Genomic DNA, 23,800 nt, shown 5'->3' on the forward strand with positions numbered 1-23,800 from the left:
AGCCCGCATCCATCCCTGCACCCCACACATCAGGACAACGAATCATGGGAAAGACCACCGGCTTCATGGAATATGAGCGCCTCGAGGAAGGCTATGCGCCCGTCGCCGAGCGCGTGAAGCACTACAAGGAATTCGTCATCGGCCTCGATGACAGCCAGGCCAAGATCCAGGGCGCGCGCTGCATGGACTGCGGCACGCCGTTCTGCAACAACGGCTGCCCGGTCAACAACATCATTCCGGACTTCAACGACCTGGTCTTCCACGGCGGCTGGAAGAGCGCCAGCGCCGTGCTGCACAGCACCAACAACTTCCCCGAGTTCACGGGCCGCATCTGCCCCGCACCCTGCGAGGCCGCCTGCACCCTGAACATCAACGACGACGCCGTGGGCATCAAGTCCATCGAGCACGCCATCATCGACCGTGCCTGGGCCGAAGGCTGGGTCAAGCCGCTGCCCAGCAGCCGCAAGACCGGCAAGAAGGTGGCCGTGGTCGGCGCCGGCCCCGCAGGCCTGGCGGCCTCGCAGCAGCTGGCCCGCGCCGGCCACGATGTCACGCTGTTCGAGAAGAACGACCGCGTGGGCGGCCTGCTGCGCTACGGCATTCCCGACTTCAAGATGGAGAAGTCGCACATCGACCGCCGCGTCGAGCAGCTCGTGGCCGAAGGCGTCAAGATCCGTACCGGCGTGCTGGTGGCGGGCAAGGACGGTCTGGGCGAAGACTCCAAGGTCACCAACTGGGCCAAAGAAACCGTCAGCCCCGAGCAGCTCATGGCCGAGTTCGACGCCGTGCTGCTGACCGGCGGTGCCGAGCAGTCGCGCGACCTGCCCGTGCCCGGCCGTGAACTCAAGGGCATCCATTTCGCCATGGAGTTCCTGCCGCAGCAAAACAAGGTCAACGCCGGCGACAAGCTCAAGGGCCAGCTGCGTGCCGATGGCAAGCATGTCATCGTCATCGGTGGCGGCGACACGGGCTCCGACTGCGTGGGCACCAGCAACCGCCACGGCGCCGTCAGCGTGACCCAGTTCGAGCTGATGCCCATGCCGCCCGAGCAGGAGAACAAGCCCCTGGTCTGGCCCTACTGGCCGATCAAGCTGCGCACCAGCTCCAGCCACGAGGAAGGCTGCGAGCGCGAGTTCGCCATCGCCACCAAGGAGTTCATCGGCGAGAAGGGCCAGGTCACGGCCGTCAAGACCGTGCGCATCGAAATGAAGGACGGCAAGATGGTCGAGGTGCCCGGCAGCGAGCAGGTGCTCAAGGCCGACCTGGTGCTGCTGGCCATGGGCTTCGTCAGCCCCGTGCAGGCCGTGCTCGATGCCTTTGGCGTGGACAAGGACGCACGCGGCAACGCCAAGGCCACCACCGACTTCACGGGCGGCTACGCCACCAGCGTGCCCAAGCTCTTCGCCGCCGGCGACGTGCGCCGCGGCCAGTCCCTGGTGGTCTGGGCCATCCGCGAAGGCCGCCAAGCCGCTCGCTCCATTGACGAGTTCCTCATGGGCACGTCCGACCTGCCTCGGTGAGATGCCAACCCCGGAAGGGGCTTGGCCATAGACAAAGAAAAAGCCCTTGGTGATGAACCAAGGGCTTTTTATTACAAATTCCTCGTGTTTCAGCGTAGGCCCTTGAAACTGGCGCGCCCTAAAGCGAGGGACACCGAGGAAGGGCCTGGGCCGGCCGCGCCGCCCCGCACCGAGGGTGTCGTCCCCCTCTGGGGGAAGGCGCGAAGCGACTCAGGGGGAGGGTTTATCCTCTGCGGGCTTGTCCACTGCGGTGCCGGGTTCGGCTTCTTCTTCCGGCGCCTTGGAGACGCGGCTGAACCAGCCGGCACCCAGGATGCCGATCTCGTAAAGAATGCACATGGGCACGGCCAGGGCCAGCTGGGAGATCACGTCGGGCGGCGTGACCACGGCGGCGATGATGAAGGCCACCACGATGAAATAACCGCGGAAGGACTTGAGCTTGGCGATGTCCACCAGGCCGAAGCGCACCAGCAGCATGACCACGATGGGCACCTGGAAGGCCAGGCCAAAGGCCAGGTACAGCGACAGGATGGCCTCCACATACGATGCAATGTCCGGCGTGGCCGCCACGCTGTCCGGGGTGAAGCCCTGGATGAAGGCGAACATCTTGTCGAGCACGAAGAACTGCACGAAGGCGATGCCGATATAGGCCAGCAGGCTGCCGAAGATGATCAGCGGCAGCGCAAAGCGCTTTTCATGGCTGTACAGGCCGGGCGCCACGAAGGCCCACATCTGGTACATGATCCAGGGCAGCACGGCCAAGATGCCCACCATCATCAGTACCTTGAGCGGCACGAAGAAGGGGGTGAACACGCCGACTGCGATGAGCTTGGCATCGGGCGGCATGTGGGCCTTGATCGGGTGGGCGATGAAGTCGATCAGCCCGTTGGGGCCGGGCCATATGGCCAGCACGGCGATCGCCAGACCGATGCCGTAGATGCAGTAGAGCAGGCGGTCGCGCAGCTCCATCAGGTGCTGGACGAAAGGCTGCTCGGTGCCTGCCAACTCGTCGTCTTTAGGTGGAATGTCGGACATGGTGCGAAACCGCGGCGGGCCGCAAGGGCGTCCACGGACCTGGTATGAAAAGCAGAAAGCCCGACGGATCGGGCAGGGTGGGGCGATGGCGAGTGCCCGGGTGGCAGAGGCTGGGCCGGTTGCCTCGTGGCCCGCTGCGCGCCAGCATCTTCAGCGGGACTTCTGGGGACGAAAGCGCGCCACGCGCGCCGCGCCCGACTGCGCCTTGGTGCGCACGCCGGCCCGGGCCTTGTACCACTGGGGCACGGCGGCACGCTTGAGGCGCCAGTTCTTGCCCGGGTGGCGGTAGGCCGGCGCCACGGCGCTGTACGTATCGCTGCCTGAATCGTAGGAAGAGGAGTCGTACGAGGAAGACGTGCCGTTGAGCGATGCCGTGGACTCGTTCCAGTCCTTCTCGAAATTGGCGGCCGAAGTGTGGATGGACTGCTCGACGTCGCGCGCCGCGCCTTCCACCGTGTCCTTCATCTTGCGCAACTCGTCGAGTTCCATCGAACGGTTGACCTCGGCCTTCACATCGGAGACGTAGCGCTGGGCCTTGCCCAGCAGGGTACCGACGGTGCGCGCCACGCGCGGCAGCTTCTCGGGGCCGATGACCACGAGAGCCACGGCGCCGATCAGCGCCATCTTGGACAGACCGATATCAAACATGGAGGCTTGGCGTGCGGAGCATCAGCTCTTTTGCTTGGCTTCGACGTCGATGGTGGCCTTGTCGGTGGCTGTCTGGCCTGCAACCTGGCCAGGGGCAGCTGCGGGGGTGTCGGTGGAGGTCGAGCCGTCCTTCACACCGTCCTTGAAGCCCTTGACTGCACCGCCAAGGTCGGAACCGATGTTCTTCAGCTTCTTGGTTCCGAACACCAGAACCACGATGGCCAGGACGATCAGCCAATGCCAGATGGAAAACGAGCCCATGAGAATCTCTCCTAAGAATTGCAGATCATTTTAGACGCCGGGCCATGGCGGCAGTTCGCAAGGCCCCACAAAAGCCGTTCGGCCGGCGCATGTACGCAGAAGTCGCAAGCAAGAGGCGGGCCATCTTGCGCGCAAGCCTGCGTCCAGCAAAGGCTTCAGCCCTTCAGCCAGGGGCGGGGGCCGCCCATGACATGGATGTGCAGGTGGTGGACTTCCTGTCCGCCCTCGGTGCCCGTGTTGACCACCAGACGGAAACCGCCATCGGGATACGGATTGCAGCCTTGCTCGGCGGCCAGGCGGGGCGCCAGCACCATCATGCGGCCCAGCAGCGCAGCGTCGTCGGCCTGGACCTGGGCCATGGAGGGGATGTGCTTCTTGGGCACCATCAGAAAGTGGATGGGCGCGCCGGGATGGATGTCATGGAAGGCGAAGACTTCATCGTCCTCATAGACCTTGCGGGAAGGGATCTCGCCTTTGATGATGCGGCAAAACAGGCAGTTCGGGTCGTGGTCGTGCATGGCGCTACGGGAGTCCTGGGAAGCTGGCGGTGGATCGAAAAATCAGGGTGAATTGTCGTTGATGTGCAGTGTCTGGCGCACGCCGATGTCGCTGCGGTGCTGCTGGAGCCAGTGCTGCCCCTGCTCGCGCCCCAGCTCGAACAGCTCGCGCACGAAACGCATGTCGGAGCGCGTCTTGGTCGAGGCGCCGTAGCCCTTGAGCACCGCGCCGCCGTCCACGCGGTGCAGCAGCACCTTTTTGTAGCGTGCCGGGTCCAGCTTGCCCTGCTCCAGCAGGCGCTTGACGAACTCGATGGCGCGCAGCTCGGACAGCAGGCCGGCGTTGAAGGTGACCTCGTTCATGCGGTCCATGATGTCGGCCGCCGTGTTGGGCAGGTCGGTGTGCTCGATGGGATTGATCTGCACCAGCAGGATGTCGCTGGACGCCGTGCCGTAGATCAGGGGATACAGGGCGGGATTGCCCGAGAAACCGCCGTCCCAGTAAGGCTCGCCATCGATTTCCACGGCCTTGAACAGCTGGGGCAGGCAGGCCGAGGCCATGACCGCGTCGGCACTGAGCCTTCTGCCCGAAAAGATGCTTCCCCGGCCCGTGCGCACATTGGTGGCGCAGACAAAGACCTTGGGCACCACGCCCTCCACGGGCGGACGCGTCAGCGCCTCGAAATCCACGACCCGTTCGAGCAGCTTGCGCAGCGGGTTGATGTCCAGCGGATTGGTCTGGTAGGGCGAGAAGAACTGGTTGAGCACGCCCATGAAGGGGCTGCCCGGCAATGGCGCGCCCCACATCAGGCTGCCCATGGTGCCCACGCCTTCCCACAGTTCGGTCAGCGAGGCGCGGGCCAATTGGGCGCCCAGCGCCTGGGCGGCCACAGGATCGCTTTCCTGGCGCGCGGCCTGGGCAAAGCCCTGTGCCAGGGCCACGGCATTCATGGCGCCGGCGCTGGTGCCGCTGATGCCGTCGAAGACAAGGCTGCCGTCTTCCAGCAGTGCGTCCAGCACGCCCCAGGTCAGGGCGCCGTGCGAGCCCCCGCCCTGCAGGGCGAGGTTGATCTTGCAGGTCGGGGTGGAGGACATGGCGGGCGGGCCGGCGGCTTCAGCGGTCCACGGCCTGGTTGCGGTTCATGGCGACCATGCCGCGCACGATGCGGTACAGGAACCAGATGGAGATCACCGTCCAGGCGATCCAGCCGGGCACGAAGAACAGCAGCCACAGCGGTGCCGTGACCAGGTACAGGATGCCGGCCCAGATCACGCTGCGGATGCGCCACGAGAAATGGTTGGCCATCCAGCTGCCTTCGGCGTCGCCGCGCTTGACCAGGTCGATGATCAGGGCGATCACCAGCAGCGCGATGCTGGGCTGGGCGCCGGGCACGACGGCGGCCACGGCCACCACCAGGTGCAGCAGGTAGCTGACCCAGCCCCAGGCCTTGAGGCCTTCGATGCGGGACTGGTCCAGGGCACGGACTTCGATGTAATCGTCATTCATGGCAGCGGTCCTTTCTCGTTCACATCACGTTCCTGGGCCTTGCGCAGCGCCTTTTCCTCGATGCCGCTGGTGCCTTCGCGGCGCTCCAGCTCGGCGACGACCTGGGCGGGCGTCAGGCCATAGTGGGCCAGGGCGATCATGCTATGGAACCACAGATCGGCCACTTCGTAGAGGATTTTGCCGGCGTCCCCGCCATGGTCTGCGTCCTTGGCGGCCATGACGACTTCGGTGGCCTCTTCGCCGATCTTCTTCAAAAAGGCATCCGGGCCCTTGTGCAGCAGGCGGGCGACGTAGCTTTTGTCGGGGTCGCCGCCGTTGGCGGGCTTGCGGCTTTCGATGACGGCGGCCAGGCGCGCCAGGGCGTCCTGCGAGGAAGTGCTTGCGGTGTCGTTCATGTTCGTGGAATTCATTTGTAGATCGATTCGGGGTCTTTCAAGACCGGATCGACGGCCTGCCACTGACCATCGCGCAGCACGCTGTAGAAGCAGCTGTGGCGCCCCGTGTGGCAGGCAATGCCGGGCTCGTGGCCGGTCTGGGTGATCTTGAGCAGGACCACGTCGTTGTCGCAGTCGATGCGCACCTCGTGCACGGTCTGCACGTGGCCCGATTCCTCGCCCTTGAACCACAGCTTGTTGCGCGAGCGGCTGAAATAGACGGCGCGGCCCAGCTCGGCCGTCTTGGCCAGGGCCTCGCGGTTCATCCAGGCGAACATCAGCACGTCGCCCGTGTCCTTTTCCTGCGCGATCACGGGCACCAGGCCCTGCGCATCCCATTTGACTTGATCTAGCCAGTTCATTGCCTGCATTGTGAATATCCTGGGTTGGAATCCCTGTGACAGCATTGTCAGGAATTGCCTGGATTGAAAATACACCCCCTGAGTCGCTTCGCGCCTTCCCCCTCTCTCGCTGCGCGGGAGGGAGACGACAGCCTTGCTGCGGGGCGGCCCTTGCTCGCTGTCCCTGGTCCCTTGGGCCGCGCCGGTTTCATGGGTTGTGGGCGGCGCGAGCGCCATGGAAAACTGAAATGAAGGAGTCCGCCGACGCGCCGTATCAGAGGCGCACGGGCACGCCGCGCTCGGCCATGCGCTGCTTGGCCTGGCCCACGGTGAATTCGCCATAGTGGAAGATGCTGGCGGCCAGCACGGCGTCGGCGCCGCCCAGGGTCACGCCATCGGCCAGGTCGTCCAGCGAGCCCACGCCGCCGGAGGCGATCACGGGCACGGGCACGGCGTCGCTGACGGCGCGCGTGAGCTTCAGGTCGAACCCGGACTTGGTGCCGTCGCGGTCCATGCTGGTCAGCAGGATCTCGCCCGCGCCGCGGCGCGCCATTTCGGCGGCCCACTGCACGGCGTCCAGGCCGGTGTTCTTGCGTCCGCCGTGGCTGTAGACATCCCAGCCGGGGCCGGCGGCGCGGCCGTCGGCGCCGATGCGCTGCTCGTCTTCGGCGGTGCGGCGCTTGGCGTCGATGGCCACGACGATGCACTGCGCGCCGTACTTGTCGGAGGCGGCATTGATCACATCGGGATTGGCGATGGCGGCCGAGTTGAAGCTGGTCTTGTCGGCGCCCGCGTTGAGCAGGCGGCGCACGTCCTCGACGGTGCGCACGCCACCGCCCACGGTCAGCGGAATGAAGACCTGGCTGGCCACCGATTCGATGATGGGCAGGATCAGGTCTCGGCCATCGCTGGTGGCCGTGATGTCCAGGAAGGTCAGCTCGTCCGCGCCCTGGGCGTTGTAGCGCGCGGCGATCTCCACCGGGTCGCCCGCATCGCGCAGCTCCACGAAGTTCACGCCTTTGACGACGCGCCCTCCCGTGACGTCAAGACAGGGGATGATGCGTTTGGCAAGCATGGGCAGACTCGTGGCTAGGGCGTGAAACAAGGGCGAAAAGATACCACGCCCTCGGCGCCCGCAGGCGCTGCGGGGTTCAGCGCTTGAGACCTGCGGCCTGGCTTTGCCAGCGCCATGCGTCCTCGCACATGCGGTCCAGGTCCAGCATGGCCTTCCAGCCCAGCAGGCGCTCGGCCTCGGCGGGGTCGGCCCAGCACTGGGCCACGTCGCCGGGGCGGCGCGCCACGATCTGGTAGGGCACGGGGCGGCCGCTGGCGCGCTCGAAGGCCTTGACCATCTCCAGCACCGAGACCGGGCGCCCCGTGCCCAGGTTCACGGTCAGCAGGCCCTGCTGCTCGCGCAGATAGCGCAGCGCCGCCAGGTGGCCGCGCGCCAGGTCGGTGACGTGGATGTAGTCACGCACGCCCGTGCCGTCCGGCGTGGCGTAGTCATCCCCATAGACACTGAGCTGCTGGCGCTGGCCGATGGCGACCTGCGAGACGTAGGGCATGAGGTTGTTGGGGATGTCGCGCGGGTCCTCGCCGATCAGGCCGCTTTCATGGGCGCCCACGGGATTGAAGTAGCGCAGCCGTGCCAAGCGCCACTGGCCGGGCTCGGCGCGGTCCAGGTCGGCCAGCATTTCCTCGATCCACAGCTTGCTGCGGCCGTAGGGGTTGGTGGCAGACAGCGGGAAATCCTCGCGGATCGGCAGGCTGGCCGGGTCGCCGTAGACCGTGGCCGAGGAGGAGAACACCAGGCTGTGCACGCCCGCTGCCTGCATGGCCTGCAGCAGGGCGACCGTGCCGCCCACGTTGTGTTCGTAGTAGCGCAGTGGCTGGGCCACGGATTCGCCCACGGCCTTGAGTGCGGCGAAGTGGATCACCTCGCGGATGGAGTGCTCGGCAAACACCCGGTCCAGCGCGGCGCGGTCGCGCACATCGCCTTCCACGCACAGCGGGCGCCGGCCCGTGATGCGTTCCATGCGGTCGAGCACGTCGGCGCTGCTGTTGCTGAAGTTGTCGTAGATCAGGTAGGGCTCGCCTGCGGCGGCCAGCTCCACGCAGGTGTGGGAGCCGATGAAGCCGGCGCCGCCTGTGACCAGGATCATGAATACCTCTCATTGGTGATTTTTTGGCGTGCCTAGTATCGCAATAACCCAGCTTCTCCCCGGGTTCAAGTGGGCTGAGCACAAAAGTAGGGAGAAAACACATTTGTAGACAAACAACGTTATGCTCGGCCCGCTTTTCGTCGGATTGACGATAGCTTTCATCAAATTGTTAAGAAATTTGATGCATAAAAACTATGAATTGATGGGGCATCACCACGCCCTGAGGAGAAGGCCGTGAACGGTTTCCTGCGAAGCTGCCTGGTCTGCTGGGGGTTGCTGTGCGGCTGGGTGGTGCAGGCTGCCGAACCCGCGGTGGCTGTCTATTACGGGAACAAGGCATCGCTCAGTGAATTGAGCCTCTACGACATTGCCGTTGTGGAGCCGGGCCATGGCTATGACCCGGTCCGGTTCCGCAAGCAGGCCCCGGGCAGCGAGCTGTATGCCTACGCTTCCGTGGCCGAGGTGCTGCCCGAGCGCGCCTACTTCGGCAAGATTCCCGAGGCCTGGAAGATGGCGCGCAACGGCGCCTGGCAGTCCATCGTCCTGGACCAGACACCCGCGCAGTGGCCCGCCTTCTTTGCCGACGAGGTGATCGCGCCGCTGTGGAAGCAGGGCTTTCGCGGCTTCTTCCTGGACACGCTGGACTCCTACCGCCTGGCCACGAATTTCGACGAAAAGGCCCAGCAGGACGGCCTGGTGCGCGTCATCGAGACGCTGCACCAGCGCTATCCCGGCATCCGCCTGATCCTGAACCGGGGCTTCGAGATCGTGCCGCGCGTGAGGGACAAGGTACAGATGGTGGCGGCCGAGTCGCTGTTGCGGGGCTGGGATGCCAGCCTCAAGCGCTATGTGAGCGTGCCCGAGAAAGACCGCGAATGGCTGCTGCAGCAACTGCAGACCATCCGCGAGCGCGACCGCCTGCCGGTGCTGTCCATCGACTACGTGGCCCCGCATGACCGCGACGCCACGCGCGAGACCGCCCGCCGCATTGCGCAGCTGGGCATCATCCCCTGGGTTTCCGATGCCGGGCTGCAGACCCTGGGCATAGGCCAGGTGGAGGCGGTGGCGCGCAGGGTGTTGATTCTCTACAACGGTGCCGACTATCCGTCCATCAACGGCGCATCGGCGCACCGCTTCCTGGAAATGCCCCTGAACTACATGGGCTACGTCGCCGACTACGCCGATGTGCGCGAGCCCCTGCCCGAAGGCGTGTCGCGCGACCGCTATGCCGGCGTGGTGAGCTGGTTCGGCGGCGCGGTGCCCGAGATGCGGGCCAAAAGCGTGCGGCAGTGGCTGGCCAACCAGGTGCAGCAGGGCATGCCGCTGCTGGTGCTCAATACGCTGGGCCTGTCCCAGGACCGCACCATGTCGGCCGCCCTGGGCACGCGCAGCACGGAAGCGGCACCCGTGTTCCCGCTGCGGCGCGCCGAAAAGGCGCCGGTCATGGGTTTCGAGATACAGCCGGCCGAGCCAGCGCACGATTACGAAGGCTGGGAGTTCACGCCGCAGATGGCCAGGGGCAGCCGCGAGTTGCTGTCCTTCGACGACAAGCGGGGGCGCCGCTTCGTGTCGGCCGCCATCACGCCCTGGGGCGGCTTTGCACTCATGCCCTATGTGGTGGTGGGCATGCCGGGCACCGACCAGTCGCGTTGGGTGATCGACCCCTTCGCGCTGTTGCGCGAGGCGCTGCGCCTGCAGGACTTTCCCGTGCCCGACGTCACCACCGAGAACGGCCGCCGCCTGCTGCTGGCCCATGTGGACGGGGACGGCTTTCCTTCCAAGGCCGAGCTGCCGGGCACGCCCTTCGCGGGCGAAGTGCTGCGCCGCGAGATCCTGGAGCGCTACAGGATTCCGCACACCATCTCGGTCATCGAGGCCGAAGTCTCGCCGCAGGGCCTGTATCCGCAGTGGGCCGACCAGCTGGAGGGCATTGCCAAGCGCATCTTCGCCATGCCCCATGTCGAGATCGCCAGCCATTCCTATTCCCATCCCTTCTTCTGGGAGCCCGGGGCAGCGCCCGACGGGGATGACAGCAAGGAGGTGAACCTCAACCTCCACATCCCCGGCTACCAGATGGACATGAACCGGGAGATCAATGGCTCGGTCGACTACATCCGCAAGCGCCTGGCGCCGCCCGGCAAGCCGGTGGACGTGTTCCTGTGGACCGGCAACACGGCGCCCAGCGCCGAGGCCCTGGCCATCTCCGACGCGGCGGGACTGCTCAACATGAATGGCGGCGACACGGCCATCACGCGCAGCAATCCCTCGCTGACGGAGGTGCGCAGCTGGGGCCTGCGCAAGGGCGGCCATCTGCAGATCTATGCGCCCGTCACCAACGAGAACATCTACACCAACCTCTGGCACGGGCCGTTCTACGGCTTCGAGCGCGTCATCGAAACCTTCGAGATGACCGACGCGCCCCGGCGCATGAAGGCCGTGGACATCTATTACCACTCCTACTCCGCCAGCAAGCAGGCCAGCATCAAGGCCCTGCACAAGGTCTACCAGTGGGCGCTGGCGCAGCGGCTGAACCCGGTCTACAGCTCCGAGTACATCCGCAAGGTGCAGGATTTCTACGAATTCGCCATCGGCCGCGACGCGCAGGGCTGGCGCCTGCGGGGCCCGGGCCAGTTGCGCACGCTGCGCATGCCGCCCGGCATGGCCCTGCCGTCCATGGCTGCCAGCCGCGGCATCGCCGGCTATGCCAAGGGCACGGACGGAAACTACCTTCACCTGGCCGGCGGCGCCGGATACCTGGTGCCGCAGGATGCCGCAGGCGCGGCCGCCTCCGCGGCGCGCCCCTATCTGGTGGATGCCAATGCCCGGCTCACGCAATGGCTGCCCCAGGCCGATGGCGGCGTGCGCTTGACCCTGCAGGGCCATGTGCCGCTGGAGCTGCGCATGCACCTGCCGTCCGGCTGTGCGCTGAGTTCCCTGAACGCCGCCAATCCCCTCATTGCCGTGGCGGGTGCCGATACGGGCAGCTCCAACCTCCGTTCCTTCAGAAGTACCCATCACAGTGTTGAACTCCAAGCGCAATGCCGGGGGCTCTGAGCGCCCCGTCACGGTTCCCTTCTGGCTGATCGTGCTGCTGGCGGTACTGATCGGCGGCGCCCTGTGGATGCTGTTTCCCAAGCAGGATCTGGAGCGCCGGCTCTCCGTCACCGGAGATGATTCCGAGCTGTCCTACAACTACCTGAGCAACCTGCTCAAGAGCGACCCGGGCAATGAAAACCTGCGCGCCCTGCTCAAGGCCAAGGAGGAGCGCCTGAAAGCCATCAAGCTGGCGCGCGAAGAGGCAGCCAAGCAGGCGCTGCCCAGCGCCGCCGTCCAGGCCTGGGAGCGCTGGCAGGCCGCCTACCAGAACTATCTGGAGGCGCAAAAGCAGGACCATCGCGCCGGAGGGCAGGCCGATGCCCTGGCGCTCCAGGTGATGCAGGCGCTCAAGGAGGTCCCGCTGGCGGGTCTGACCCAGGAGCAGGCGCTGTACCTGGCCTCTTCGGCGCTGGTACTCAAGGACGCACCGCTGGCCCTGGGCATCTACGACGACGTGGCAGAGCGCCAGGCCGATCCCGCGCGCAAGGCGCAGGTCTATGAGTCCGCTGCGCGGCAGGCGCTGGGCATGTCCCTGTACGAGGAATCGGCCCGGCTGCTGCGTCAGGCCAGCGCCACGACCGAGGACGTCCAGCAGTCGCGCGCCTATCTCTGGCAGGCCCTGCAGGTGCTGCAGTCCGGCAACCGTGCCAGCGAAGCGCTGGCGCTGGCGCGCCAGCAGGAAGAACTGTTGGGCAGCGACCCGGAAACGCTGCGAAGGCTCATCGGCCTGGCGCGTGCGGCCGGCAACCGGGCCGAGGCCGAGCGCTATGCCAAGCGGCTGCTGCAGCTGTCCCTGCTGCAGCAATGGCAGGTGCAGGTGGCAGGCGCTTCGGGAGCAGGCCCGGCCTTAGCGTCCACAGTGGCCGACGACGGCGCCTGGGCACTGCAGCCCGTGGCCTGGACCGCCCCGGGCTGGCGCATGCTGCGCACGGCCGACCCCGCACGCAAGCCGCCGCCGGGCCTGCCCTTTGACGACAAGACCTACCAGCTGGGCTACGAGGTGTTCCTCGAAAACCGCAACCTGGAAGATGCCTGGCGCGTGGCCACGGCCGCCGTGCGCCAGGCGCCGCAGGACATGGCCTGGCGCGAGCGCCTGGCCCAGGTGTCCGAATGGATGGGGCAGCAGCAGCAGGCCCTGGACAACTGGCTGGTCATTGCGCAGAACACGGGCCGTGAAGATGCCTGGAAGACGGTGATGCGCCTGGCGCCGGGCCTGTTCGACGACCGCGCCCTGATTGCCGGCCTGCGCCACCAGTTGAGCCGCCGTCCCCAGGATGCCGCGCTGCTGCAGGCGCTGGTCCAGGCCTATGAGCGCCAGGCCGAGCCGGGCGCGGCCATCGACTATCTGCAAAAGCACGGCAGCACGCCGCAGTCGCAGATTCTGCTGGCCCAGCTGGCCGAGCGCGCAGGCCGTTCGCCGCTGGCGCTGCAGGCATGGAAGCGCGTGCTCAGCGATCCCGAGCAGCGCACGCCGGCCCATGTCATGCCCGCCGCCGTGCTCGCGCTGCTGCAGGGCGAGCCGGCGCTGGGCCTGCGCTGGCTGGAAGACGCACAGACGCGCGTTCCGGCCGGCATGCAGGACGAAGGCGAGTACTGGCGCCTGCTGGGCGACCTGGCCCAGGACCAGCGCCAGGAGGCGCTGACGCTCAAGGCCTACCGCCGCCTGCTGCAGACGCCGCACGCCGGCATCAGCGACTACGACGAAGTGATCCGCCTGCTGCAGCGCACCGACCGGCGCGAGGCGGCCCAGATGTCCCTGCATGCCTGGGAGCAGTTCCAGGACGTGCGCCATCTGACACAGGCCTTCTACCTGCTGGAGGACCAGGAGGACTGGACGCAGATCGGCCGCCAGGTCGAGCGCATCATGGCCGACCCGGCCTTGCTCAAGCGCCTGATGGGCCAGCCCACCTTCTTCCAGATCCTGGGCGCCTACTACCAGCGCACTGCGCAGCCGAAAAAGGCCATGGAAGCCTTCGAGAAGGGCCTGGCGCTGGACCCCGGCTCCACGCCGCTGCGCCAGGGCCTGATGTGGCTGCTGATCGACACGCAGAACGCGGCGGCCCTCAAGCTGCTGCTGGCGGCGGCCGAGCCCGTGTGGGCACGTGATGCCGACATGCACGGCGCCCTGGCGGCGGCCTACATGACGCTGTCGCGCCCGGCCGTTGCGCTGGAGCGGTATCTGAAGCCGCACCGCACGGAGCATGCCGACGACTTCCTGTGGATGATGCAGTACGCGGATGCGCTGGAGCAGAACCAGCAGGCGGACCAGGCCTGGAACCTGAGGCAGCAGCTGTGGCAGCGCGAGAAGGCGCGCACGCGTGCGCAGCAGGGCCCTTCGGCCGATGCGGCCCGCCGCTGGCTGACCGCCGAGGGCCTGGACGAGGTCCAGCGCCAGGCACGCAGCCGGCTCATGCTCTTTCATACCCAGGGCGATGCCGAATTCGCCCTGATGCGCGAGCTGCTGCGCATGGACCTGGAAGGCGGGCGCCGCGAGCATTCCGCCGCTGCGGCCGAGCTGGCCATCGCCTGGCTGCAGGAGCGCGGCGAATACCAGGCCGAGCGCGGCTACCTTTGGCAGCAGTACGCGCGCAGCCGCAGCAAGAGTGCCAGCGCACCGCTGTGGGCCGAGATCACGGTGGCCCTGGCGGAAAAGGATGTGGCCCAGGCCGGGCAGCTGCTGCAGCGCCATGACGAGGCACTGCCGCGCTACGACCGCATCAACGCGGCGGCCATGGTGGGCGATGTGCGGCTGGCGCAGACCGCGGGCTTCGAGAGCATGGCCTACCAGCCCGACGACGATCCCCTGCACCTGGGGCTGACCGAGCAGTTGCTGGCCTTCAGCGACTACGGCGGCCTGCAGTTGCGCAATCGCCGCATGGACGCCATCGACGAGCAGGTCTCGCGGCTGCGCTGGCATGTGGGTCTCAACCCCCGCTGGGCGCTGGACCTGGATGCCGAGGACGTGCGCCGCACGGTCAACAAAAGCACCCTGGTGCGCGGACCCTCCCAGGAGCGTGGCATCGGCCTGCGCCTGACGCGCAAGACGCAGTCGGCCTCCAGCGAGTTCATGCTGGGCCGGCGCGAAAGCCTGGAGAGCTACACGCCGATGCAGTTCACGCAGACCTACAACGTGGACAGCCGCTGGAGCCTGCAGGCATCGCTGGGCCGGCACCTGGCCACGCAGGAAACGCTGGCCATGCGCATGGGCGGCATGAAGGACCGCGTGTCGCTGGGCAGCAGCTACCAGCTCTCGCGCCTGGACCAGATCACGCTGGAGCTGGCATCGGAGCGCTACCGCGTGCAAAGCGGCGCCCGCGTGGGCTCCGGCAACCATGCGATGCTGCAATACCTGCACACCTATCGCAGCGAGGCACCCACCCTGCAGTTCGGCGCCTTCACCTCCTGGCACCGCTACAGCCGCACCGACCCGGCGCTGCTGCAGGGCAGGGATGCGGCCATCCTGGGCTACCTGCCTGCGTTCAACGATCCCACCATCGACTATCTGTTGCCGCGCAGCTTCCGCTTCTCGGGCCTGCAGATGATGTTCAACACGGGCTACGAGCAGCAATACACGCGCGCGCTGCGGCCCTATGCCAGCCTGGCCCTGACGCACCACAGCATCAACGGCGCGGGCTACGAGCTGGGCATGGGCCTGGCCACCAGCCTGTTCGGCGCGGACCACCTCGCGCTGGGCCTGAACCTGTCCAAGTCGGGCATCAACACCGTGGGCAATACCCGCGAGCTGTTGCTCACCTACCGCCTCCACTACTGATCCGAAGACTTCAAGGAGCCTTTCCATGACACACCGCACTTCTTTTGCCTCCCGCCTTCGCGTGCTCACGGGTATGGCCCTTGTCGGCCTGCTGTCTGCCTGCTCGACCATCGACCGGGGCACGGCGCCCGCTCTGGAGACGAACGCCAGCTGGGCCGTGCTGCCCTTCGAGAACCACACCGAGACACCCATGGCCGGCAACCGCGCCGCCGCCATCGCCACGGCGCTGATCAATGCGCGCGGCGTGGGCCAGGTCAAGCGCTACACGGGCGATGCGCTGCAGGAGACGCTGTTCGACGGCCGCGACGCCAAGCGCCGCGAGGACGCCCTGGCCTGGGCGCGCGGCGAAGGCGTGCGCTATGCGCTGACGGGCGCGGTGGACGAATGGCGCTACAAGGTCGGAGTGGATGGCGAACCGGCCGTGGGCGTGACGCTGGAGATCGTGGACGTGGGCACCGGCGCCACCGTGTGGAGCGGCGCGGGCGCGCAAAGCGGCTGGAGCCGCGAGGCCCTGGCCGCCGTGGGCCAGAAGCTGATCCGCAATCTGCTGGGCACGGGCCTGGCCAACGCCCGATAAGCGCATCGAGGAACGATTTTCCATGCCAGACCAAGCCACCACGCCCAAGGCGGCACCGCATCCCGATGCACCGCGCCGAGCCGGCATTGCCGCGGAATTCAGGGGTTCGCCCCTGGGCCTGCTTGTGCAGACAAGCGCCAAGCCCTGGGTGGTGGTGGGAGAGACGCTGCTTTTGCCGTTGCTGGCCCTGTTGGTCGGCATGTGGGCCAACCCCGCCAATCCCCTGTGGGTGGAGGCGGAGTTTCCCTGGGCCTGGCTGGCGCCCGTGGTCGTGGCCCTGCGCTACGGGCCCGTTGCCGGCCTGTCGGCGTCCGGTGTGCTGCTGCTGGCATGGCTGGGCGTCAACCAGCGGGATCTGTCGCTGTTTCCCGAACAGTATTTCCTGGGCGGCCTGATCCTGGTCATGGTCGTGGGCGAGATCTCCAGCCTGTGGCGCGCGCGCATACGCCGTGCGCGCACGGCGCAGAACTACATGGACCAGCGCACCGAGCAGCTGATCCGCCAGCACTACCTGCTGCGCCTGTCGCATGACCGCCTCGAGCAGGAGCTCATAGGCCGTCCCGTGTCCATGCGCGACGCCATCAACGTGCTCAGCGGCCTCAGCGGCGCCGAGGGCGATGCGCAAAGCCTGCTCAACCTGCTGGCGCGCTTCAGCCAGATCAGCGTGGCCAGCCTGGTGCCCGTGCGCAACGATGTGCTGGACCCCACGCCCATTGCCCAGCTGGGCGGCGAGCGGCCCATCCATGTCCATGACCCGCTGGTGCGCCAGGCGCTGGACAGCCATGTGCTGTGCCATATCTCGCAAAGCATGGCGCAAGGCCAGCAGACGCAGTACATCGTCGTGGCGCCCATGCTGGACCTGGAGGGCGAGATCTACGGCCTGCTGCTGGTCGAGGAAATGCCTTTCTTCGCACTGCAGGAAGAAGCGCTGCAGACCATCAACCTGCTGCTGGGCTACTACACCGACAGCGTGGCTGCCAACAGCCTGGCCGCACCGCTGCTGCAGGCCTATCCCGACTGCCCGCCGCACTTCGCCTTCGAGGTGCAGCGCATGGAGCATGTGAACCGCAGCGCGCGCCTGAGCAGCGTGGTGGTGGCGCTGGAGCTGTCGCCGTCGGCCGTCCAGGCGCAGATGGCCCAGCAGATCATGCGGCTGGAGCGCATGCTGGACCGCTCCTGGCTGCAGGAGCGCGATGGCCGGCAGCTGCTGGCCATCTTCATGCCGCTGGGCACCAACGCCACGGCCGAGGGCTACCTGAACCGCATCGAGGCCTGGCTGGCCCAGCGCGGCGTGGCCTCGCTGGCCGATGCGGGCATCTTCCCGCGCACCATCTTGCTGGACCGCTGCTCGGCCATCAGCGTGCTGGAGCGGCTGCACCAGATGGGGCAGGGCCATGCTTAACCTCAAGCTGGCCCTGGGCGCGCTGGCCGCGGAAATCGCCTCCTGGAGCAGCCTGTGGCTGCTGCGCAGCCAGTCGGATGCCGCCCTGCTGGGCTATCTCATGGCCCATGGATTGGCCAGCGGCCTGCTGGCGCTGTGCCTGGCGCCGTTCCTGGCCACCTCGGCCAGGTCGGTGCGCCAGCGCCTGGCCCTGGTGGCGCTGATGGGGCTGTTTGCCTATGCCGTGCCGGTGGCCGGCATCCTGGGCGCCGTCGTGGCCACCATTGCGCTGCACACGCAGCGCGGCCCGCGCGGTGGCCAGCGCTTTCCGGTGATGCCCCTGCCCGATTTCGACCCGCACCAGCAGTCCGGCACCAGCCGCCGCCAGGCGGGCCTGCAGTCCTTCCTGGCCAATCCCAATGTGCCCGTCGCCTCGCGCATGCGGGCCATGGTGGCGCTGGGCAGCGTGCCGGGGCGCATTGCCTCGCCCATGCTGCGCACGGCGCTGGGCGATTCCAGCGAGGACCTACGCCTGCTGGCCTACAGCATGCTGGACGCCAAGGAGCGCGAGATCAGCAAGACCATCCATCAGGAGCTTCAGCTGTTCGAGCATGCCCGCCAGTCCGAGGGCGATGCGCCCTGCGGGCCGCGCGGACTGCAGGCGGCTCGGGCGCTCACCGACCTGTATGCGGAGCTGGTCTACCAGGGCGTGGCGCAGGGCGATGTGCGTGACCACGCCATCCAGCAATCCCTGCACTACTGCGACCTGGTGCTGGCCCAGCGGCCCGACAACGCGCTGCTGCTGTTGCGCCGTGGCCGGCTGTTGCATCTGCAGGGCAGGCAGGTGGAGTCGCTGGCCTGCTACGAGCGCTCGCTGGCGCTGGGCATGGAGCCCGCGCGCGTCGTGCCCTACCAGGCCGAGCTGCTGTTCGAGCGGCGCGAGTTCGCCAAGGCGCAGGCGCTGATGCGATCGCTGGACATCGAGCATGCCCTGCCGCGCCTGAAGCCCAGCATCCGCTACTGGAGTGCCTCATGAGCCGTGCGAGCCAGTTCCCCACGGCGGCCAGTGCGGACATCGCGCTGCTGCTGGAGGGCACGTTTCCCTATGTCAGCGGCGGCGTGTCCAGCTGGGTCAACCAGATCCTGCAGGCCTATCCCGAGCACCGCTTCGCCATCGTCTTCCTGGGAAGCCGGCGCGAGGACTATGGCGATTTCCGCTACGCGCTGCCGCCCAACGTGGTGCACTTCGAGCAGCATTTCCTCTTTGACGCCCTGCACTCCAACATCCAGCCCGCGCCCTCGCGCGGCCATCCCGAAGCCCTGGCCAAGGCCCGGGAGTTCCTGCAAGCGCTGGAGGCACATGACGGCAGTGCCGAAAGCCGGGCCAAGGTGCTGGCGGCCATGCGCTCGATTGCGCTGGAACTGCAGCCCGGCGGCAGCCTGCCGCTGGAGGATTTCCTGCACAGTGAATTCGCCTGGGACCTGATCCGCGACAGCTACCGGCGCCACTGCACCGATCCATCGTTCGTGGACTTCTTCTGGACCGTGCGCATCATGCTGCAGCCGCTGTGGCTGATGGCGCGCATCGCCCACGGGCTGATCCCGGTGCGCGTGCTGCATACGGTCTCCACGGGCTATGCGGGGTTTCTGGGGGGGCTGCTGCACCATTCGCGCGGCCTGCCGCTGGTGCTGTCCGAGCATGGCATCTACACCAAGGAACGGCAGATCGACCTGCTGCAGAGCACCTGGATCCGCGACAACCGCAACATCTTCCAGCGCGACCCCATGGAGGTGTCGTTCTTCCGGCAGATGTGGATCCGCTTTTTCGACTGGATGGGGCGCTTTTGCTATGGCGCGGCCGACCCCATCATTGCGCTGTACGAGAACAACCGCCTGCGCCAGGTGGCCGATGGCGCGGCGGCAGAGCGCACGGTCAGCATTCCCAACGGCATCCGCATAGAGCGCTTTGCGCCGCTGCGCGCCCAGCGGCCGGCTGGGACGCCGCCCGTGCTGTGCCTGATCGGCCGCGTGGTGCCCATCAAGGACATCAAGACCTTCATCCGCGCCATGCGCCGCGTGGTCAACCGGATGCCCCAGGCCCAGGCCTGGGTGGCCGGCCCCACGGCCGAAGACCCGGCCTATGCCGATGAATGCCAGAACCTCGTGGACAGCCTGGGCCTGCAGGCCAACGTACGCTTTCTGGGCATGCAGAAGGTGGAGGAGTTGCTGCCCAAGGTGGGCGTGGTCGTGCTGTCGTCCATCAGCGAGGCGCTGCCCCTGGTGATTCTCGAAGCACAGGCCGCCGGCGTGCCCGTCGTCAGCACCGACGTGGGCTCGTGCCGCCAGCTCATCGACGGGCTGGGGCCCGAGGACCAGGCCCTGGGCTCGTGCGGGCGCGTGGTCGGCATTGCCAACCCCGAGGCACTGGCCGATGCCTGCCTGGAGCTGCTGGCATCGCCCGGGCAATGGCAGGCCGCCAGCGCGGCCGGGATTGCGCGCGTGGAGCGCTACTACTCCGACCGGCTGCTGTTCGAGCGCTACAGGCAGGTCTATGACAGGGCGCTGCAACAGTCCGAGGAAAAACACTGATGGCTGGCATTGGATTCGAACTGCGCCACCTGCTGCGCAAGAACACGCTGACCAGCGTGCTCCAGGCCTACGCCTATGCGGGCGTGATCGGCTCGGGGCCGTGGGTGTTCTCCATCATCGGCATCCTGCTGGTGGGGGTGTTCAGCGTCAGCGTGGTGGCGCCGCCGCTGCTGGTCACGCAGTTCCAGACCTCGGTCACCTACCTGGTGGCCAGCAGCCTGATCCTGACCGGGGCGGCGCAGCTGGCATTCACGCGCTTTGTCTCGGACCAGCTGTTCCTCAAGAAGGACGAGAGCATCCTGCCCAACCTGCATGGCCTGCTGCTGGTGGTCGTGGCCACTGCCAGCGCGCTGGGCACGCTGGCGCTTTTCGTGGTGCTGCCGGGCCAGGGCCTGCTGTACCGCGTGCTGATGCTGGCGGGCTTCACGCTGATGTGCGTGGTCTGGGTCATGACCGTGCTGCTGTCGGGCCTCAAGCACTACCGGGCCATTGCCGGGCTGTTCGGCGCCACCTACCTGCTCATCGTGCTGCTGGCGCTGCCGCTGCGCTACTGGGGGCTGGAAGGGCTGCTGGCCAGCTTCGTGATCGGCCACGTGCTGCTGCTGGCCGGCATGTGGCTGATCGTGCTGCGCAGCTTTCCGCTGCAAAAGCGCTGGATCGCCTTCGACTTCACGCAGCGCTCGCTGATCTTTCCGGCGCTGATCGCCATCGGCGTGCTCTACAACCTGGGCATCTGGATCGACAAGTTCATGTTCTGGTACTACCCGCCGACCTCGCAGCAGATCATCGGTGGGCTCAGGGCCTCGCTGATCTACGACCTGCCGGTGTTCCTGTCCTACCTGTCCATCATTCCGGGCATGGCGGTCTTTCTGGTGCGCATCGAGACCGACTTCGTCGAGTACTACGACAAGTTCTTCGATGCCGTGCGCGGCGGCGGATCGCTCGAGTACATCGAGTCCATGCGCAACGAAATGGTCTACGCCATCCAGGCGGGCCTGGGCGAGATCGCCAAGGTGCAGACGCTGGCCGTTCTCGTCACCCTGGTGGCCGGACCGGCCATCCTGCAGTTGCTGGGCATCTCCCAGCTGTACCTGCCGCTGCTGCATGTGCAGGTGGTGGGCGCCGGGCTGCAGGTGGGCGTGATGGCCGTGCTCAACGTGTTCTTCTATCTGGACGAGCGGCGCATCGTCTTCATGCTGTGCCTGCTGCTGGTGGTGCTGAACATCGCCTTCACGGGCATTTCGCTGGCGCTGGGCGCCGCGTTCTATGGCTACGGCTTTTGCCTGGCCATGCTGGTGACGCTGTGCGTGGGCCTGTTCATGCTCTCGCGCGAACTCAACCGGCTCGAGTACAAGACCTTCATGCTGCAGTGACCGGCAGGCATCTCTCGCCCTTTGCCGATTTGCACGGTCTTGATCCAGCGTGTTGGCGGGGGGCGCCGGTCTGCGCGACAATACGGGATTCGGCGCCGGCACCCAACCGAGACAAAGGTTCCGCCAAGGAACCATTCATTACAACGATTGCGCACCTTGCGTGCAGCGGCCGCCGCCTTTCGCTTTTTCCACTCCAAAGCTTTAAGCCATGAAAAAACGCACCCTCTTGGCCATGGTGGCCCTGTCTGCACTGCTGGCAGCCTGCGGCAAGAACGAGTCCGCATCGACCGCCGCCGCGCCGGTTGCCGCCCCCGTGCCGGCAGCCATGACCAAGTTGGTGATCGGCCTGGACGACAACTTCCCGCCCATGGGCTTTCGTGACGACAAGAACGAGATCGTCGGCTTCGACATCGACATGGCGCGTGAAGCCGCCAAGCGCATGAACGTGGAGGTGGACTTCAAGCCCATCGACTGGAGCGCCAAGGAGGCCGAGCTGGTCGGCAAGCGCGTCGACGCGCTGTGGAACGGCCTGACCATCACCGAAGAGCGCAAGAAGAACATCGCCTTCACCGCGCCCTACATGGAGAACCACCAGATCATCATCGTGCGCGCCGACTCCGACATCAAGGACAAGGCTGGCCTGGCCGGCAAGGTCGTGGGCGCGCAGGATGGCAGCTCGGCCGTGGACGCCATCAAGAAGGACGCCGCCGTGGCCGCCAGCTTCAAGGACCTGAAGACCTTCGGCGACAACATCACCGCGCTGATGGACCTGTCGGCCGGCCGCCTGGACGCCGTCGTGGTCGACGAGGTCGTGGGGCGCTTCCACGTGGCCAAGAAGGCTGGCGAGTACCTGGTGCTCGAGGACAACTTCGGCACCGAGGACTACGGCGTGGGCCTGCGCAAGGAAGACACCGAAGTTCTGGGCAAGCTCGAAGCCGCGCTGGCCGAGATGAAGAAGGACGGCAAGGCCGCCGAAATCGCCTCCAAGTGGTTCGGCAAGGACATCATCAAGTAAATCCGGCACACCATGCGACCGGCAAGGCCAGCCTGGCATTGCCGGTCTTTTGCGTTCTGGGACGCACGCGCCCGTGGCTGCCCGGATCCTGCCGATGCCGGCGGGGCCGCGCACCGCACTGAGGCCATTCGATGGAATATGTAATCTCGCTCATGGGGCCGCTGTCCGCCGGCGCCCTGGTCACCCTCAAGCTCTTCGTCATCACCCTGGCGCTGTCCATTCCCCTGGGACTGTCGCTGGCGCTGATGCGCATCTCCCGCTTTCCCGCCCTGAGCCGGCTGGTCGGCGGCTACATCTGGCTGATGCGCGGCACGCCGCTGATGCTGCAGATGCTGTTCATCTACTTCGCGCTGCCCTTCGTGCCCGTGATCGGCGTGCGCCTGCCCGATTTCCCGGCCGCCGTGGTCGCCTTCGCGCTGAACTACGCCGCCTACTTCGCCGAAATCTTCCGCGCGGGCATCCAGTCCGTGGACCGCGGCCAGTACGAGGGCGCCAAGGTGCTGGGCATGAGCTACGGCCAGACCATGCGCCGCATCATCCTGCCGCAGATGTGGGCGCGCATCATCCCGCCTGTGAGCAACGAGACCATCACCCTGGTCAAGGACACCTCGCTCATCTACGTGCTGGCCCTGAACGATCTGCTGCGCGCGGCGCGCGGCATCGTGCAGCGCGATTTCACCATCACGCCCTTCGTGGTGGCCGCAGGCTTCTATCTGGTCATGACTCTCGTGTTGACCTGGATCTTCCAATACCTAGAAAAACGCCATGCCAAATACGACGCGTGATAACGCGCCCGAGACCATGATCTCGGCGCAGAACATCTGCAAGGGCTTTGGCGGCGTGCCGGTGCTGCGCGGCGTTTCGCTGGAGCTGGCGCGTGGCGAGGTGGTGGCCATCATCGGTCCCTCGGGATCGGGCAAGAGCACCTTTTTGCGCTGCCTCAACCACCTGGAAACCATTGACAGCGGCCGTGTCGCCGTCGAGGGCGAGGTGCTGGTGGACAGTGGCGCGGACGGCCGCGCCCACTACGTGCCCGAGGCGCAGATCCGCCAGATTGGCCGCAAGATGGGCATGGTGTTCCAGTCCTTCAACCTGTTCCCGCACCTCACGGTGCTGGAGAACATCATCGAGGCGCCGATCGTCGTCAAGGGCCTCAGGCGCGAGCAGATCGTGCCCAAGGCCGAGGCGCTGCTGCACAAGGTGGGCCTGCTGGAAAAGCGCGATGCCTATCCCAACCGTCTGTCGGGCGGGCAAAAGCAGCGCGTGGCCATTGCCCGGGCCCTGGCCATGGAGCCCGACATCCTGCTGTTCGACGAGCCCACCTCCGCGCTGGACCCCGAGCTGACCGGCGAGGTGCTGCGCACCATGCGCGAGCTGGCGCAGGAGCACATGACCATGCTGGTCGTGACCCACGAGATGGGCTTTGCCCGTGAAGTGGCCAATCGCGTGATCTTCATGGACAAGGGGGAGATCGTCGAGCAAGGCCCTGCGGAAGCATTCTTTGCGGCGCCGCAGCACACGCGGACCCAGGCATTCCTGCAGAACATGTTGTAAAAAAACATCTGTCCAGTCCGGATTTTCCCCAGGTCCAG

The 23,800-nt window shown here is 66.7% G+C and carries 21 protein-coding genes; 11 read left to right on the forward strand and 10 right to left on the reverse strand.

Annotated elements, in window-relative coordinates; all coding sequences use genetic code 11:
* Positions 1–44 precede the first annotated feature (44 nt).
* Positions 45–1,520 carry a glutamate synthase subunit beta gene (locus U6958_RS07285; RefSeq protein WP_016445557.1) on the forward strand — a complete coding sequence of 492 codons (1,476 nt, stop codon included), beginning with the start codon at positions 45–47 and terminating at the stop codon, positions 1,518–1,520.
* A gap of 210 nt (positions 1,521–1,730) precedes the next feature.
* Here the strand turns inward: U6958_RS07285 and tatC are convergent, their stop codons facing one another.
* The 10 genes from tatC to galE all read right to left on the reverse strand — a co-directional run bounded on the left by tatC (position 1,731) and on the right by galE (position 8,405).
* Positions 1,731–2,555 (reverse strand): twin-arginine translocase subunit TatC, encoded by an 825-nt coding sequence (gene tatC, locus U6958_RS07290; protein WP_017406166.1) that lies wholly within the window; start codon positions 2,553–2,555, stop codon positions 1,731–1,733.
* Positions 2,556–2,705: 150 nt separating this feature from the next.
* Positions 2,706–3,203: a Sec-independent protein translocase protein TatB gene (gene tatB, locus U6958_RS07295; RefSeq protein ID WP_016445559.1), complete on the reverse strand. Its 498-nt coding sequence runs from the start codon at positions 3,201–3,203 to the stop codon at positions 2,706–2,708.
* A 21-nt stretch (positions 3,204–3,224) separates the two neighbouring features.
* Positions 3,225–3,464, reverse strand: a complete 240-nt coding sequence (gene tatA / locus U6958_RS07300; RefSeq protein WP_016445560.1) for a Sec-independent protein translocase subunit TatA — start codon at positions 3,462–3,464, stop codon at positions 3,225–3,227.
* Between the two features lie 155 nt (positions 3,465–3,619).
* Positions 3,620–3,982, reverse strand: coding sequence for a histidine triad nucleotide-binding protein (locus U6958_RS07305; protein WP_016445561.1), 363 nt, complete (start codon positions 3,980–3,982; stop codon positions 3,620–3,622).
* 42 nt (positions 3,983–4,024) lie between these two features.
* A complete protein-coding gene (locus tag U6958_RS07310; protein WP_016445562.1) occupies positions 4,025–5,056 on the reverse strand; it encodes a patatin-like phospholipase family protein in 1,032 nt (343 codons plus the stop codon).
* 19 nt (positions 5,057–5,075) lie between these two features.
* The gene (locus tag U6958_RS07315) at positions 5,076–5,468 is read right to left on the reverse strand and encodes a membrane protein (RefSeq protein WP_013800783.1); all 393 of its coding nucleotides are present in this window, start codon (positions 5,466–5,468) and stop codon (positions 5,076–5,078) included.
* A complete protein-coding gene (locus tag U6958_RS07320) occupies positions 5,465–5,878 on the reverse strand; it encodes a phosphoribosyl-ATP diphosphatase (protein WP_016445563.1) in 414 nt (137 codons plus the stop codon). The genes U6958_RS07315 and U6958_RS07320 overlap by 4 nt, the downstream gene beginning before the upstream one ends.
* Entirely contained in the window at positions 5,875–6,273 is a 399-nt protein-coding gene (gene hisI, locus U6958_RS07325; protein ID WP_174538852.1) for a phosphoribosyl-AMP cyclohydrolase, read from the reverse strand. Before hisI ends, U6958_RS07320 begins: the two co-directional genes overlap by 4 nt.
* Positions 6,274–6,517: 244 nt before the next feature.
* Complete coding sequence (hisF, locus tag U6958_RS07330; RefSeq protein WP_013800786.1) at positions 6,518–7,318, reverse strand: imidazole glycerol phosphate synthase subunit HisF; 801 nt, start codon at positions 7,316–7,318, stop codon at positions 6,518–6,520.
* A 76-nt stretch (positions 7,319–7,394) separates the two neighbouring features.
* Entirely contained in the window at positions 7,395–8,405 is a 1,011-nt protein-coding gene (galE, locus tag U6958_RS07335) for a UDP-glucose 4-epimerase GalE (RefSeq protein WP_074921477.1), read from the reverse strand.
* Between the two features lie 234 nt (positions 8,406–8,639).
* Between galE and U6958_RS07340 the strand changes: the two genes are divergently transcribed.
* The 10 genes from U6958_RS07340 (at position 8,640) to U6958_RS07385 (ending at position 23,762) form a co-directional block, all read left to right on the forward strand.
* Entirely contained in the window at positions 8,640–11,459 is a 2,820-nt protein-coding gene (locus U6958_RS07340) for a bifunctional glycoside hydrolase 114/ polysaccharide deacetylase family protein (RefSeq protein WP_016445566.1), read from the forward strand.
* A complete protein-coding gene (locus tag U6958_RS07345; RefSeq protein ID WP_074921476.1) occupies positions 11,425–15,273 on the forward strand; it encodes a tetratricopeptide repeat protein in 3,849 nt (1,282 codons plus the stop codon). The genes U6958_RS07340 and U6958_RS07345 overlap by 35 nt, the downstream gene beginning before the upstream one ends.
* A 25-nt stretch (positions 15,274–15,298) precedes the next feature.
* The gene (locus U6958_RS07350; RefSeq protein WP_016445568.1) at positions 15,299–15,850 is read left to right on the forward strand and encodes a hypothetical protein; all 552 of its coding nucleotides are present in this window, start codon (positions 15,299–15,301) and stop codon (positions 15,848–15,850) included.
* A 22-nt stretch (positions 15,851–15,872) separates the two neighbouring features.
* The gene (locus U6958_RS07355; protein WP_016445569.1) at positions 15,873–17,252 is read left to right on the forward strand and encodes a PelD GGDEF domain-containing protein; all 1,380 of its coding nucleotides are present in this window, start codon (positions 15,873–15,875) and stop codon (positions 17,250–17,252) included.
* Positions 17,245–18,267: a hypothetical protein gene (locus tag U6958_RS07360; RefSeq protein ID WP_016445570.1), complete on the forward strand. Its 1,023-nt coding sequence runs from the start codon at positions 17,245–17,247 to the stop codon at positions 18,265–18,267. The genes U6958_RS07355 and U6958_RS07360 overlap by 8 nt, the downstream gene beginning before the upstream one ends.
* A complete protein-coding gene (gene pelF, locus U6958_RS07365) occupies positions 18,264–19,820 on the forward strand; it encodes a GT4 family glycosyltransferase PelF (RefSeq protein WP_074921475.1) in 1,557 nt (518 codons plus the stop codon). The genes U6958_RS07360 and pelF overlap by 4 nt, the downstream gene beginning before the upstream one ends.
* Positions 19,820–21,193: an exopolysaccharide Pel transporter PelG gene (gene pelG, locus U6958_RS07370; protein ID WP_016445572.1), complete on the forward strand. Its 1,374-nt coding sequence runs from the start codon at positions 19,820–19,822 to the stop codon at positions 21,191–21,193. Before pelF ends, pelG begins: the two co-directional genes overlap by 1 nt.
* A 208-nt stretch (positions 21,194–21,401) precedes the next feature.
* A complete protein-coding gene (locus U6958_RS07375) occupies positions 21,402–22,208 on the forward strand; it encodes an amino acid ABC transporter substrate-binding protein (RefSeq protein WP_016445573.1) in 807 nt (268 codons plus the stop codon).
* Between the two features lie 131 nt (positions 22,209–22,339).
* Entirely contained in the window at positions 22,340–22,993 is a 654-nt protein-coding gene (locus U6958_RS07380; protein ID WP_012207336.1) for an amino acid ABC transporter permease, read from the forward strand.
* Positions 22,974–23,762 (forward strand): amino acid ABC transporter ATP-binding protein, encoded by a 789-nt coding sequence (locus U6958_RS07385; protein ID WP_269431530.1) that lies wholly within the window; start codon positions 22,974–22,976, stop codon positions 23,760–23,762. The genes U6958_RS07380 and U6958_RS07385 overlap by 20 nt, the downstream gene beginning before the upstream one ends.
* The last annotated feature ends 38 nt before the right edge of the window (positions 23,763–23,800 follow it).

The organism is Delftia lacustris, from assembly GCF_040267515.1.
GTDB classification, from domain to species: Bacteria; Pseudomonadota; Gammaproteobacteria; order Burkholderiales; family Burkholderiaceae_C; genus Comamonas; species Comamonas tsuruhatensis.

Coding starts and splice junctions, on each gene's coding strand:
- U6958_RS07320 (WP_016445563.1), bottom strand. CDS start 5,878: ATGAATTCCACGAACATGAACGACACCGCAAGCACTTCCTCGCAGGAC.
- U6958_RS07305 (WP_016445561.1), bottom strand. CDS start 3,982: ATGCACGACCACGACCCGAACTGCCTGTTTTGCCGCATCATCAAAGGC.
- U6958_RS07310 (WP_016445562.1), bottom strand. CDS start 5,056: ATGTCCTCCACCCCGACCTGCAAGATCAACCTCGCCCTGCAGGGCGGG.
- pelF (WP_074921475.1), top strand. CDS start 18,264: ATGAGCCGTGCGAGCCAGTTCCCCACGGCGGCCAGTGCGGACATCGCG.
- galE (WP_074921477.1), bottom strand. CDS start 8,405: ATGATCCTGGTCACAGGCGGCGCCGGCTTCATCGGCTCCCACACCTGC.
- U6958_RS07355 (WP_016445569.1), top strand. CDS start 15,873: ATGCCAGACCAAGCCACCACGCCCAAGGCGGCACCGCATCCCGATGCA.
- tatB (WP_016445559.1), bottom strand. CDS start 3,203: ATGTTTGATATCGGTCTGTCCAAGATGGCGCTGATCGGCGCCGTGGCT.
- pelG (WP_016445572.1), top strand. CDS start 19,820: ATGGCTGGCATTGGATTCGAACTGCGCCACCTGCTGCGCAAGAACACG.
- tatC (WP_017406166.1), bottom strand. CDS start 2,555: ATGTCCGACATTCCACCTAAAGACGACGAGTTGGCAGGCACCGAGCAG.
- hisF (WP_013800786.1), bottom strand. CDS start 7,318: ATGCTTGCCAAACGCATCATCCCCTGTCTTGACGTCACGGGAGGGCGC.
- U6958_RS07360 (WP_016445570.1), top strand. CDS start 17,245: ATGCTTAACCTCAAGCTGGCCCTGGGCGCGCTGGCCGCGGAAATCGCC.
- tatA (WP_016445560.1), bottom strand. CDS start 3,464: ATGGGCTCGTTTTCCATCTGGCATTGGCTGATCGTCCTGGCCATCGTG.
- U6958_RS07350 (WP_016445568.1), top strand. CDS start 15,299: ATGACACACCGCACTTCTTTTGCCTCCCGCCTTCGCGTGCTCACGGGT.
- U6958_RS07285 (WP_016445557.1), top strand. CDS start 45: ATGGGAAAGACCACCGGCTTCATGGAATATGAGCGCCTCGAGGAAGGC.
- U6958_RS07380 (WP_012207336.1), top strand. CDS start 22,340: ATGGAATATGTAATCTCGCTCATGGGGCCGCTGTCCGCCGGCGCCCTG.
- U6958_RS07315 (WP_013800783.1), bottom strand. CDS start 5,468: ATGAATGACGATTACATCGAAGTCCGTGCCCTGGACCAGTCCCGCATC.
- hisI (WP_174538852.1), bottom strand. CDS start 6,273: ATGCAGGCAATGAACTGGCTAGATCAAGTCAAATGGGATGCGCAGGGC.
- U6958_RS07385 (WP_269431530.1), top strand. CDS start 22,974: ATGCCAAATACGACGCGTGATAACGCGCCCGAGACCATGATCTCGGCG.
- U6958_RS07375 (WP_016445573.1), top strand. CDS start 21,402: ATGAAAAAACGCACCCTCTTGGCCATGGTGGCCCTGTCTGCACTGCTG.